Origin of the sequence: Stenotrophomonas cyclobalanopsidis (assembly GCF_008710035.1) — a bacterium.
Taxonomy (GTDB): Bacteria; Pseudomonadota; Gammaproteobacteria; order Xanthomonadales; family Xanthomonadaceae; genus Stenotrophomonas; species Stenotrophomonas cyclobalanopsidis.
Genome location: NZ_VYKI01000007.1, coordinates 33,499 through 46,811, shown reverse-complemented (window position 1 = coordinate 46,811; position 13,313 = coordinate 33,499). Strand labels below are relative to the sequence as shown.

General features: G+C 68.5%; 10 protein-coding genes. 1 reads left to right on the top strand and 9 read right to left on the bottom strand.

Annotation, left to right across the window (positions count from 1 at the left end; genetic code table 11):
* Positions 1-11: 11 nt before the first annotated feature.
* The 9 genes from FJU31_RS07550 to FJU31_RS07510 form a co-directional block, all read right to left on the bottom strand.
* Positions 12-1,214, bottom strand: coding sequence for a vWA domain-containing protein (locus FJU31_RS07550; RefSeq protein WP_150454201.1), 1,203 nt, complete (start codon positions 1,212-1,214; stop codon positions 12-14).
* Positions 1,211-3,514, bottom strand: a complete 2,304-nt coding sequence (locus tag FJU31_RS07545; protein WP_150454200.1) for a DUF5682 family protein — start codon at positions 3,512-3,514, stop codon at positions 1,211-1,213. The genes FJU31_RS07550 and FJU31_RS07545 overlap by 4 nt, the downstream gene beginning before the upstream one ends.
* 14 nt (positions 3,515-3,528) lie before the next feature.
* A complete protein-coding gene (locus FJU31_RS07540) occupies positions 3,529-4,611 on the bottom strand; it encodes an ATP-binding protein (protein ID WP_150454199.1) in 1,083 nt (360 codons plus the stop codon).
* 26 nt (positions 4,612-4,637) lie between these two features.
* The gene (locus tag FJU31_RS07535; protein ID WP_150454198.1) at positions 4,638-6,164 is read right to left on the bottom strand and encodes a DUF5691 domain-containing protein; all 1,527 of its coding nucleotides are present in this window, start codon (positions 6,162-6,164) and stop codon (positions 4,638-4,640) included.
* A complete protein-coding gene (locus FJU31_RS07530; protein ID WP_150454197.1) occupies positions 6,161-7,498 on the bottom strand; it encodes an SWIM zinc finger family protein in 1,338 nt (445 codons plus the stop codon). Before FJU31_RS07530 ends, FJU31_RS07535 begins: the two co-directional genes overlap by 4 nt.
* A 104-nt stretch (positions 7,499-7,602) precedes the next feature.
* Positions 7,603-9,117, bottom strand: a complete 1,515-nt coding sequence (locus FJU31_RS07525) for a PepSY domain-containing protein (protein ID WP_150454196.1) — start codon at positions 9,115-9,117, stop codon at positions 7,603-7,605.
* An 11-nt stretch (positions 9,118-9,128) separates the two neighbouring features.
* On the bottom strand, positions 9,129-11,264 hold the full coding sequence (locus FJU31_RS07520; protein WP_150454195.1) for a TonB-dependent receptor: 2,136 nt from the start codon (positions 11,262-11,264) through the stop codon (positions 9,129-9,131).
* Between the two features lie 177 nt (positions 11,265-11,441).
* A complete protein-coding gene (locus FJU31_RS07515; RefSeq protein WP_150454194.1) occupies positions 11,442-11,870 on the bottom strand; it encodes a DUF2946 family protein in 429 nt (142 codons plus the stop codon).
* 128 nt (positions 11,871-11,998) lie between these two features.
* Positions 11,999-12,379, bottom strand: a complete 381-nt coding sequence (locus FJU31_RS07510) for a tautomerase family protein (RefSeq protein WP_150454193.1) — start codon at positions 12,377-12,379, stop codon at positions 11,999-12,001.
* A gap of 519 nt (positions 12,380-12,898) precedes the next feature.
* On the opposite strand from FJU31_RS07510, the gene FJU31_RS07505 reads away from it, so the two are divergent.
* Positions 12,899-13,303, top strand: a complete 405-nt coding sequence (locus tag FJU31_RS07505) for a hypothetical protein (RefSeq protein WP_150454192.1) — start codon at positions 12,899-12,901, stop codon at positions 13,301-13,303.
* Positions 13,304-13,313 lie beyond the last annotated feature (10 nt).

Sequence of the window (13,313 nt, the reverse complement as noted above, 5' to 3'; positions counted from 1 at the left end):
ATTGCGCCGCGTCAGCGGCCACGGGTCGCCAGCAGGCCGTTGGCACCGGCCCACTGGTTGATGTCATCGCGCCGGATGGCCGCGGCCATCAGGCCGGGGAACGCATCGGGCGTGCAGGCGAACGAGGGTACGCCCAACGCGGCCAGCTTGCCTGCCAGCTGCTGGTCGTAGGACGGCGTACCTTCATCGCTCAGCGCCAGCAGCACGATGAACTGCACGCCCGACTCCACCAGCTCGTGCGCGCGCGCCAGTAGCTTGTCCTCCACCCCACCTTCGTAAAGATCGGAAATCAGCACGAGGATCGCGCCATGTGGTTCGCGGATAAGCCCCTGGCAATAGCTCACCGCGCGATGGATGTCGGTGCCGCCGCCGAGCTGCACGCCAAACAGCAGATCGACCGGGTCGTCCAGCTGCTCGCTCATGTCCACCACTTCGGTGTCGAACACCACCAGCCGGGTGGACACTGCCGGCAGTGAGGCCATCACCGCACCGAAGATGCTTGAATACACCACCGACGCCGCCATCGAGCCGCTCTGGTCGATGCACAGCAGCACCTCGCGCTGCGGCTTGCGCGCCTTGCGCCCATAACCCACCAGTTCCTGTGGCACCACCGTGCGCAGTTCCGGCTGCCAGTGCCGCAGGTTGCTGCGGATGGTGCGGTGCCAATCGATCTCGGCCAGGCGCGGCCGGCGGTTGCGGCGGGCACGGTCCAGTGCACCGGTCACCGCCGAACGCATCGGCTCTTCCAGCCGCCGCAGCAGGTCGTCCACCACGGCGCGCACGACCATGCGCGCGGTGTCCTTGGTCTCCGCCGGGATGACCTGGCTCAGGCCGATCAGGTTGGCCACCAGGTGCACGTCCGGCTGCACCTGCTCGAGCATTTCCTTCTCCAGCAGCATCTGGGTCAGGTTGAGCCGCTGCAGGGCATCGCGCTGCATCACCTGCACCACCGAGGAGGGGAAGTAGCGGCGGATGTCGCCCAGCCAGCGCGCCACGTTCGGCGCCGATCCACCGCGCCCGCCACGCCGGTTGAGGCCGCCCTGTCCCTCCGGTTCGTACAGCGCGGACAGCGCCTGGTCGATCCCCTGCAAGGGCTTGGGCAGTGCGCCGCAGCTGCCATCGGCCTGCTGGCCCAGGATCAGCCGCCAGCGCTGTTCGCGCGTAGTGGGCAGCTGGCCCGCTGTGTCATTGGACAGGTCGTCTGGCGTGCTCATCCGGCAATCCCCAACAGTTCGCGCAGCATCGGCAGCGCGCGCTCGGCGCGTGCCAGGTTCCAGTCCGGGGCCTCGCTGGCCACCGCCTTCGTCACAGTGGCCCGCGCGACCCGGGTGCCCAGGTCGCGGCGGTCAGCCGCCTCGAACGCGGCAAAGGTGCGCCGCACCAGCGGCAGCACGCGCACCAGCTGTGTTTCATCCAGGCTCACCACCCAGTCATCGATCATCCGCCACACCGCATCGTCATGCAGCAGCACGGTGGCGTTGCGGTTGAGGAAGCCATCCAGCCACTGCGCGGCCTGCAGCGGTTCGGCACCCGGCGAGAGCTGCTGCTGCAACTGGGTATGCACGGTGCCGGCGTCAAGCGCGCCGGTATCGAACAGCAGGCGCAGGCTGACACCACGCAGCAGTGCCGTGCTGGCCTGCGACAGCGCGACCCGGCGCAGCGCCTGCCGCCACGCATCGCGGCCGTCGGCATCGTCGCGCAGGCTGATCGCCCGCTCGGCAGCCAGCACGACCTCGCGCGCCGCTTCCGCGCGTGCTTCGTCCAGGCCGGTCAGCGCCAGCGACAGGCCGATCACCGCGCGTTCCAGCATGCTGTCAAACAAGTGCGCGACCTGCACGCCCTCGGTCTGCCGCACGTTGCCATAGCGATGGATGTTGGCCAGCGGCGGCAGCGCGCCAAGCAGGGCCAGCGGATCGGCATCGGTGGCCGCGCGCGCTTCCAGTTCGGCCGCAATGGCCTGCACGGCCTGCGGCAGATCGGCCAGCAGTACCTGGTCGACCAGTTCGGACAACGCCGGCAGGTCAGCCGCCGCGCGCGCCTGGCTGACCGCCAGGTTCGACGCCGCATCCACCAGCGTCTGTCCATGGCGGCTGGCTTCCACCAGCGCCACCAGGAAATGCGGCTGCCAGGCCAGCTGCCAGAGTTCGTGGAAGGTGCCGCGTGCAGCGTGGCCGGAGCGCGCCAACCGGCCCCATTCGATGCCCAGCAGGCGCAGGCGGTGCAGCAGGTGGCTGCGGGCCAGATCGTTGTCCTTGCGCAGGTCCAGGTCGAGGGTCTTTTCCAGTGCCTCGGGTTTCAGCCGCAGGCGCTTCTGCTGCGCTTCCAGGTCACGCTGCAGCGGCACCACCGGCACGCCGTCAGGCACCTGGCCCAGCGCATTGCCGATCAGCAGCTGCTCGCGGATCAACTGCATCGGCGCATCGTCGCCATCGCAGATGATGCTGCGGCTGGCCTCGCCGATCTCCTCAAGGCCAGGCGCCGGGCGCCCGCGCAGGGCGGCCAGGGTATCGGCCAGGCGTGTCGCTTCGATCAGGTGCGCGGACGAGCAGTCCAGCCCGTGTTCGCGCAGCAGGCGGCCTACCCGGGCATACCAGCCCACCGCACGCTGGCCATGCACCCCGGCATTGCGCCACAGGTGGTCGTACCAGCCCGGTGCATCGACACCAGCGCCGTAGCCGCTGCCTGCGCTCAGGTGGCGGTAGGTCCACGGCACCCACGTGCTCTGCGTTTTGCGCCGGCTCTGGCCCTTCAGCAGGCGGTTGTCGGCGGCCGCACTGTTGGCACGCAGCGCCGCCGGCTGCAGCGCCGGCACGTGCCACGCGCCGCAGACCACGGCCACGCGGCTGAAGTTCTTACTTGCCGCGCGCAGTGCCGCGCGCATGTGCGCCTCGCGCATCGCTTCCTGCTCGCCGCGGCGGCCGGGATAATCCGGGGTGTGTTCGCGCAGCGCGGTCATCGCTTCGGCAATCGCCTCGAACAACCCCTGGCCGTCGCCGCGTTCCTCCACCATGTGGTTCCACCACGCTTCGCCATCGGCGTGGCCGGCGACCCGTGCCAGCCAGTCCAGCGGATCGGCCGGTCGCTCCTCGGCGGCCTCCTCGGCGGCGGCCTCAGCAGCATCGTCTGCCTCGGCATCCTCGGCACCCTCGGCCTCCTCGTCCTGCGGCGGCGCCTGCCGCGCCTGCTCCAGCCACTCCAGCGACAACGCCGGCGGCACGTCCATGAAGCGCACCTCGACCGCATTGCGCGCGGCCCATTGCAGGGCCTGCCATTCCGGCGAGTACAGCGCGTACGGATGGAACACCGCCAGTTGCGGGTCGTCCACGCTGTAGGACAGCAGGGCTACGGGGGGCTGCATGGCCGCATCCAGCACGTGCGGCAACAGGTCCTCGGTACCGGCCGGGCCCTCGATCAGCACGCAGTCCGGCTGCAACGCATCCAGCGCGGCCAGCAGGCTGCGCGCGCAGCCCGGGCCGTGGTGGCGGATGCCGAACAGGGAAATCCCTTCACTCATCGGCGCGGGCCTGCTCAGGCGTGTTCGCGGAAGGCGCGGTACAGATCCTTCCACTCACTGCGTTCCTTCACCACCGTCTCCAGGTATTCCTTCCACACCAGCGCGTCCTGCACCGGGTCCTTGACGATGGCGCCGATCATGCCGGCGGCCATGTCCGCCGGGCGCAGCACGCCATCGCCGAAGTGGCCGGCCAGCGCCATGCCGTTGTTGATGACCGAGATGGCCTCTGCGGTGGACAGCGTAGCGGTCGGGCTCTTCAGCTTCGACTTGCCATCCTCGGTGACGCCGTTGCGCAGCTCGCGGAAGATGCGCACCACGCGCGCCACTTCCTGCAGCGCCGGTGGCTCGGCCGGCAGGTCCAGCGCCGTACCCAGTTCGCCCACGCGCTTGAGCACGATGGCCACTTCGTCTTCCTCGCTGGACGGCACCGGCAGGATGACCGTGTTGAAGCGGCGCTTGAGTGCGCTCGACAGCTCGTTGACGCCCTTGTCGCGGTTGTTGGCCGTGGCGATCACGTTGAAACCGCGCACGGCCTGCACTTCGCTGCCCAGCTCGGGCACCGGCAGGGTTTTTTCCGAAAGCACGGTGATCAGCGCATCCTGCACGTCGGCAGGAATGCGGGTGAGTTCTTCGATGCGGGCGATCTTGCCCAGGCGCATCGCGTTCATCATCGGGCTGGGCACCAGGGCCTTTTCGCTGGGGCCGTTGGCCAGCAGCTGCGCATAGTTCCAGCCGTAGCGGATCTGCTCTTCGCTGGTGCCGGCGGTACCCTGCACCAGCAGGGTCGAATCACCGCTGATGGCCGCGGTCATGTGCTCGGACACCCAGGATTTGGCCGTGCCCGGCACGCCGAACAGCAGCAGCGCGCGGTCGGTGGCGATGGTGGCCACGGCGATTTCCATCAGGCGGCGGTCACCGATGTACTTGGGGCTGACCACGAAGCCGTTGTCCAGCGTGCCACCCACCAGGTAGGTGACGACCGCCCACGGCGACATCGTCCAGTTGGCCGGGCGCTGGCGGTTGTCCTGGCGGCGCAGCTCCTCCAGTTCTTCGGCGTATTGGTGTTCGGCGTGCTGGCGCAGGACGGCAGTGGTCATGGTGGCTCCGTGTGTAAGGGGTTCGATCAGAAGGGGGAATACAGGGCCTGGCGCAAGGCCAGCAGCGCACGCGCCTGTTGCGCGCAGTGCAGCATCGCGTCGGTGGCCGTGGCCGGCGGCTCGGCAATCTGCACGCCGGCCAGCGTGGAGGGATGCAGCACCGCCAGCAGTTCCAGCAGGCGGTCGCGCAGCAGGTAGTCGTAGCGCAGGCGTTCATCGCCGAACAGTGCGCCCACGCTGGGGGCCAGCGCCTGCGAATAGGCCGCGCTCAACGACTGCGCCGCGCCGGTGCTGTCCAGCACATCATCGAGCAGGCCCTGTGCGATCAGGTCCTGCAGCTTGGCCGGCCAGTACCGCTCGCGCTGCGCTGCAGGCAGCAACGCCAGCAGCTCGCTCTTGCGCGCATGGGTTTCCTTCAGCGCGACCAGCGCTTCCACCCACTCCGGTTCGCTGGCATCCACGCGCTCCAGCCACGCGCGCAGCAATGCCTGGTACCAGTCGCTCTCGCGCGCCCAGGCCACCACCTCGGCGGCCGGCTTTTCCAGCGTGCGGCACCACCAGGCCAACGGCAGCTGGCGCGCCAGCTGGTACAGCCACCAGGCCCGCTCGCCCAGCACTTCGCCGTTGGGTCGCTTGCCATCGATCGCCGCGTCTGCCCAACCCGGGTCGAGCGTGGCCGGCGCCTCCAGCGTCCATGCCAGGCGACGCAGCAGGCCGCTGCGCGATTGCTGCAGCAGCGCCGCCATCTGTGCCTGCAGGTAAGCCGCGTGCGCCGAGTCCGGCAGGCGCGCCAGCATCGGCCCGGCCAGCGCGCGCACCTCGCGGCTGCGGTCCTTCAACAAGGCCTGCAACAGCGGCGCATCGTCCGCGCCCAGGCCCGGCTGCAGCGCGGCCACGAACGCGGCACGCTCGCGTGCGGGCAGTTCCTTCAGGCTGTCCTGCAACCGCGTACGCGCCGCCGCTGCATCTTCCAGGCGCTGCTGCTGGAACACGGCCAGGCGTGCCTCGCTGCTGCCCTCATTCCAGACCTGCTCGACCTCCTCCGCGCTGGCCTGTGCCTCCAGCGGTGCAGACGCATAGCGCCACTCCGGATTGCAGGCCGCCAGCCAGTAACCGCGCACCCCCAGCACCGCACGCAGCGCATCGCGCAGCACGGCCAGGCGCGCGCCTGTCTCCAGCGCCTGCGGCAGCACCGCCACCGGCAGGTGCCGGCCGTGTGCGGCCAGCTGCGCGCAGGCCTGCAGCCGCAGCCGCTTGCCCCAGGGCGAGAACTGGCCGGGCTGGAACACCGTGGCCAGCAACGCAACCCACGGGTGGTCGGCCGCCAGCTGCAGCGGGTCATCCGCCACTGGCGGCGGCACGCTCACCGCTGCGGCCGTGCGCACGGCGGCGCGCTCGCAGGCGGCCAGCACGCCCACCTGGCGGCTGTAGGCCAATGCCGGTTCGTCCGCATCGGCCACCGCCTGCAGCAGCGCATCCAGCGCGCCACCCACGGCAATCACCTGCGGGCGATCAATGCCCAGCAACGCCGGCTTCAACCAGGCCTGGTTCATGCGGCACTCCTTTCCCAGCGCTCATCGCGCGCATTCCATGCCGACAGCGGCAACAGCACCTGGCCGTCCCACTCACCCATCACGCATACCGGATGGCCACCGGCAAACGCCATCAACGCCCACGCCTGCAGGCCCGGCAGCTGCAGCGGCAGCGCGCCTTCGGCATGCTGCAGCCAGCACTGCGTACCGTCATGGGCGATGTGGACGTCCTGCAGGCGCATCGGCACCTGCAGCAACCAGGGGTTGCGCGCGTAGGCCTGCGAGGCCGCGTCGAAGGTATCGGTGAGGGGCGTGGTGGTTTCAGCGCGGGGCGCTTCGAATTCGGTCACCACCGCGCGCAGCGGCACACTGCCGGCATGGAAATGCAGCCGCGCCGCATGCACGCTGCCGGTGCGCCATTGTTCCTGCCAGCCGCGACCGCCGTGGCTGAAATCCTGCACCAGCGCACTGCGCCCGCTGTCCAGCCCATGCAGCCAGACGCGGCGCTCGACCAGGTTGCCCGGCTGTTCCACCAGCCACTGCCCCTGCACGTGCCAGCGGTCGTGCACCGCCTCACCATCGCGCTGCACCGCCTCGCGGTCTACCGGCCAGCCCAGCGCGGCGCGCAGGTCGGCCAGTCGCGCCGGTTCGTACTGCGCACGGTGGGCCACGGCCTGGGTCAGCAGCTGCAGCAGCCCCAGCCGCGCGCCCAGTTCGCCCAGGCCGGCCAGGCCCGGTGTGCCCTCGCCCAGCGCAGCCTCCAGCTGGCTGGCCAGCCCCGGCGCCTGCGCATCAATCATGCGCGCGACCATGGTCTGGCCCTGCGCGTGGAAATCGGCGGACAGGTTGGCCAGGCCCTGGCGGAACTGATCGGCAATCCAGCGCTGCAGCTCGGCTGCACCGGCTTCGATGCGGCCCCAGCGCACCAGCTCGCGCTTGGCGGTAGCCGCGACCTGCGCCTGCGGATCCGGGGCCGGCGCAACGGCGGCCGCCTCCACGGCAGCCTCCTTGCGCGCGGCGCGGTCGCGGCGCCCGTTCAGCCATTCATCCACCCACGCCGGTCGCGCCTGTGGCACGCAGCGCGGGTTGCCGGCGGCATACAACAGCAGCAGGGCCAGCCCGTGCTTGCAGGGAAATTTGCGGCTGGGGCAGGAACACCGGCTGACCAGCGCGGCCAGGTCGACCTGGGTCTGGTAGGGCTTGGAACCACTGCCCTGGCATTCGCCCCACAGCGCCTCGTCATCGGCACCCAGCAGGCCCCATTTGCCATCGATGGCCAGGCCGCCGCCGGCCTTGGCCGACGCCGCATCCGGCGCAAGCGCGAGTACCTGCTCGCGCGTGAGTCGTACTTCCATATGCGTACCCACTTCAGATCGACCCATCATAGCGAAGGCGGATGACAATGACTGTGGCAACGATCATCACGCACGGGCGTATCACCACGCGAGACCGGCCGCCGTCATCCCCTTCGCTGGCGCGGCCGGCCGAATTTCATCCGCAGCCGCCGCGTGCCGATCACGACAGCGGTCGCACACAGGCCGGTACCTGCCACGCTCAGCAGCAACAGCACGCCCAGCCGTGTGTTCTCCTGCCGCAGCATGCCCGGCAGGTCCCAGCTGTGCAGGAAGCAGAACAGCCAGCGGCCGACGCGTTCGCGATGGCCCAGGGTCAGCAGCGGATCGCCGGTGGCCAGATCGATGTACACCCGCGTAGCGTGCGCATCACCGAAATCGGCCACCGCCACCGGGAAGCGCCGCACCGCTGCACCGTTCATCGCCTCGGGCGCGCGGGGATAGAACCAGGCATCCGGCGTGTGCAGGAGCGTGAATGCGCGCAGCGGTGCCGTGCCCAACGCCTGTGCGCGCTGCTGCAGCCATGGCACCGGCAACTGCTCTGCAAGCTGCAGCTGCCCATCCACGCGCGAGACGATGCGGGTACCGCCCCGCCCGTCCAGCAGCACCGCAAACAGCTGGCCATCGATACGCCGCCACTGGATCTCCACCGGCGCAAACCCCGCCTGCGCTTCTGCGGCCAGCAACGCCTGTGGCTGGGCCAACGCATCATCCAGCGCCACCGCCGCGCCTCGATAACGCTCGGCATTCGTCGCATCCGCCGGGCTGCTGAATACCTGCAGCGGGTTCATCGACATCAGCCCGCTGAAGATCCAGGTGAACACGAAGGCCGAGGCCACCAGGCCGACCAGGTGGTGCCAGCGCATCCACGGCTCTACGTAGGGCGTTTTCGCACCGGAGCGATACCGGCCACGGAAACGCCAACGCCACACGCCCACCCCGATGCCGCTGATGGCCGCCACCGTGCACAGCCCGGACAACACGATCACCACCCACGTCCACACCGGGTCCACCGACTGCACGCGCAGGAAGTACAACCAGTGCAGCCACGCGCCCACGTAATTCCAGCGCTGCTGGTGGTACGGCGCATCCAGCACCACTTCACCGGTATGCGAGGAAACGTACACGCTGCCCGGCTGTCGCCCGCCTACCTCCACCTTGTACAGCGGTCGGTGCGCATCCAATCCGCGCGAATGCGTCCAGCGATCCTCGTCCACGCGCACGGCGCCCAGGAAGGCCGGGCCACCGGCAAACGCCGTCGCCGCAAGTTCGGCACGCTGTGCCGACACCGGCAGCAGCGCGTGGCCGCTGCCTGCCGACCACGCACCCACGTTCGCAGAGCTGCGCACCACATAGGTAGGCTCCCCGCGCAGCGTGGTCAGCGCCACGCGTTCCGGTTCGGCCTGCACGGCGTCGGGCAGGATCGACAGCCCCTGCAGCGCGCGCGTGCCATCAAGCACCGGCAACGCGGCCAATCGCTCACCCGGGGTCAGCTTCGGGTAACCGATGAACAGCATCACCATGCCGCTGACGAACCAGAGCAGCATCAGCAGGCAGCCACCAATACCCAGCCAGCGATGCAGCAGATAAGTCCAACGCTTGGCGGTGGATCGCAGCGACATGGCCAGCGCCCTCAGAAGCGATGGTCGAGGGTGAACTCGACGCGGCGGTCCGCGCCCAGCAGCCACTGCGTGCTGGTGTAGTACGCCGTTGCGTAGTACGCCTTGTCGAACACGTTGAACAGGCGTGCAGTCACCCGCGTGCGCGGCGCGGCCTGCCAGGTCAGCGCCAGATCGGTGGTGCTGTAGCCGGGCAGTTCCAGCGTGTTGGCGTTATCCGCGTAACGCTTGCCCACATAGCGCGCGCCGCCGGCCACGGTCCAGTCCGGGAGGAACTGCCAGCTCAGCCACACGTTCGCCATCCGCTCGGACACGTTCGGCGGCACGTTGCCATCGCGCGAGACCACCACCGCCGGCGAGCCAGTGGTTTCCAGGAAGTCCTCGAATTCGGCCTTCAGCACCGTGGCATTCGCATGCAGCGACCACTGCGGTGCGAACGCCCAGTTCAACGAGGCCTCGATGCCGCGCGAGGTCTGCGCGCCCACCTGCACGCGGCGATCGGGCTGCAGCGGATCACGGCTGAGCAGGCCGGTCTTGCGGATGCGGTACGCGGCCAGCGTCCACTCGCCGCCGTCGAAGGCCTGCTTCATGCCCACTTCGAACTGCCGTCCCTTGGCCAGATCGAACGCACCGTTGGCCGGGCTGATCATCAGCAGGCCACTGACCGGGTCCGCCGCCTGCGAGTACTGCGCGTACAGGCTCAAGGTCGGCCGCAGCGCGAACACCGTGCCCGCGCGCCAGCCGGTGCTGCTGTAGGTCTTCGAAAACGCCGCCGTACCGCTGATCAGATCGGTGCGGTCGATGGTCGCGCGGTCATGGCGCAGCCCACCCAACACCGACCAGCGTTCACTCAGCGTCAGGTGGTCTTCGGCAAACAGCGCGTACTGCTCGGCACTGTTGCGGTAGCGCGGCAGGTTGGGTGCATCGCTGGCGAACTCGCCCGGCACCGGATGGAACGGATCGACCGGCCCGGAGCTTCCTGCGTAGGTGTTGTTGGTGTGCTTGAAGTGCGCGCGGTTGGCATCCAGGCCCACTGCGAAGCTGTTGGCCAGCCCGCCCACCTGCCCCTGCACGCGCAGCGTCGAGGTCAGCCCGGTCTGGTCCTGGTTGTGGGTGATCTGCGTGTTGTCCGAGCGATCGATCAGGCCCGTCGCATCGTTGTAGACATAGGCCTCGGCATTGCGCCAGTCGCGCTGGCTGTCGATCTGATAGACACGCGTGCGCCATTCGACGTTCGCGGTCGGCCTCCACAGCGCATCCAGCTGGGTCCAGCGGTCGCGGAAGCGGATCTCGCTGTCGGCCACGTTGTAGTTGCGGTGGCGCAGCGCATCCAGCTGGCGGCCATCCACCAGCGGCGTGCCAAAGTAGCGCATCGGCTGCTGGTAGCCCTGCGCATGGGTCAGGGTCAGCTGCAGGTCCGTGCGCGGCTGCCACAACAGCGCGCCGGAGAACGTCGCATCGTTGTTGCGGCCGCGGTCGACCCAACCACCGCTGTAGTTGCCGCTCACATCCACCCGGTAGGCCAGCTCAGGCGTCAGCGCGCCACCGCTGCCGAAGCCCAGGCGCGCGGTGTCCTCGCTGCCCACGGTCACGCTGATCTCGTTTTCGATGGCACCGCGCGACGGCTTCTTCGGCACGATGTTGATGACCCCGCCAATGGCACCGTCGCCATGGATGACCGACGCCGGGCCGCGCAGCACTTCGATGCGCTCGATGGACCAGGTATCAAACGGGAAAGTGACGCCTACCCCGCCGTACTGGCGCAGGCCGTCGTACAGGCGCATCACCGACGCGCCATCGGTGAAGCCGCGGCTGGACAGCGCGCTGAGGCCATTGCCTGGATGCGGCATTGCGCTGATCGCACCCGCGCGGCTGATCGCATCGTTGAGGTTGCTGTCGCCACGCTGTTCCAGCTGGTCGCGGTCGATGACGGTGAGCGCGGCCGGCGTCTGCAGCACGCTCAGGCCAAGCGCGGAGCCCGCGCTGGGCACGGCCGACAGTTCGCCATGGCGGGTATCGACCACGCGCACGGTGTCCAGGGTGGTGGGGTCTGTCGCATCGGCGCGGGCCGGTGCGGTGTACAGGGCGCAGGCGCACAGCGCCGGCAGCGTCGCCCAGCGCAGGGCAACGACATTCGGGTTCGTTTTCATGTTTCCACGGCATGCAATGCCGCCCCATCAACGAGGGCAGCAGAAAGAAAGTCGCACGCGGGTGCACCGGGCCATGACCCGGCGGCTTCAATCAGCTCGACAACGCCGGGCGATGCCCAGCAGCTTCAAGAAAATCGGTAGCGCCGGGCCATGCCCGGCGGCTTTCGCGTGCGCGGCTCAGCCAGCAAACGCCAGCGGCGGCCCACGCGCGCCCAAGGTTCCGCGGAGCCGCGAGGGCAGCGCTCGGACAGATCCCGCCAGTGCACGGCACACCGGCGCCAAAGGCACCAGCAGCAGGAACGCCGCCACCAGCAAGGTGATCAGCCGTGCCGCGATCAAGCAGTACTCGCAGTCCACACCCATTTCATGCTCGGCATGTGGATCGACGGCCGGCTTGCGGGCCGTCTCTTCGTGCGCCATCGCCATCGCGTGGTGGTCGTGGTGACCCTCCATCGCGTGCTGCGCGTGCTCGGCATGCGCGCCGTGGCCCATGGCGCCGTGATCCATCGCACCATGGTCCATGCCCGCCATCACCGGCGCGGCAGCTGGGACCGGCGCATGGGCCATCCAGCGGCTCACCAACGGGGCAAGCAGCACCAGCAGCATGGCAAGCCATGCCAGGGTCTGGAACCGGCGGTGGAATCGGGGGCGACGCACCCGCCCATTCTACGGCGCGACGGCCAACCCTGGACCACGTTCAGGGTTTTGCCCCTGCGACACGGTGACGCAGGCCATCAACTCACGTACTGCGCCACGCCATTCCCGAACGACCAATTCTCCGGCTTCACTTCCACCAGATTGATGAACACGTCCTCGCGGCGGATGCCCACCGCCTCATGCAGGCCATTGGCAATGCCGAGGTAGAGCGCCTTCTTCTGCTCCTGCGTACGCCCCTCGCTCCAGGTGATCTGCACGCAGATGAAGTCATCGGTGCGCGGCACGCCCAGATAGCCGGGGTCGAAGACGAGGGTGCCGGCCTCGTGCTCCTGGAAGACCTGGAAGCGATCGTTTTCCGGTACGCCCACCGCACGCAGGGCCTGGTAGACGGCCTCCCCCACACGCTGCAGATAATCGGCGGATTTACCTTTGCGAAGATCGATACGGGCAAGCGGCATGGTGGGACTCCAGAGCCAGAGGGGACAACGTGGGCCGAGACTACGCCTGCCGGGGGCGGCGACACAGCGCATGGATGGAACGTCTGCTTTCATCCATGGCACGTTCGCCCGGGACTGTGCCGGGTGACGTGATTGCCACCTGCCGGGGCCGTGTAACGGCACGCCTTGGTTCAGGTAGCGCGGCTGGCTACGCCATGGGTGCTGGTACACCGACATGGTTGGCGTTATTGCAACTTTCCTCACTGACTTCCGTGTTTGCACGAATCGATGATTGCCTCGCCGAGGCAGGTTGCCTTGGTCGGGATTGGCGTCTCGAATAAACGAACAAGCTACTGGATGTTGCGATCTTGATCGCAGCAAAGAGAATGCACCGGCTGCCCTCAATGGCGGGCGGTGCGTGGGGATCTCGAGATCCGCCAGGCCTTTTCTCCCAGTGAGCTTTTCTGCCTTGGTACGCCAACCCGCACCGTCCGCCGCCTTCATTACAGAAGGTGGCTCTACGCCAGTGAGGGTTTCGCCATGAGCAATCGAACCGCATCCCACCCACGCCTGCACGCACTCATCGGCGATATCGCCAAAGACGTGCCCGAAGACCTCGCGCGTGAGATCGAGTGCGCATTGAACGAGCAGAATCTGCCTGTGCAGGCACCCACGTTCTTCGCCTGTCTCGATGCCATCCGCCAAGGTGATGGTGCAGATGGTCAGCCATGCCACGGCCACAGACTCGGCGCCGGCAATCACGCATCACTCAGTCGCTCGCTGGCTGGGCTCACCGCGCTGCTGGATCTGCTGCAGGCCGCAGACCGCGCGCGCGTTGAAGGTGGGCCGGAGGAACAGCTGGGCAGCTTCCACACCGATGGTTTGATCGTGGCGGCGCGACATTTGGTGCGTGAGGCAAACCACTGTCTGACAGGTCCCGCGTGACGATGCGCCA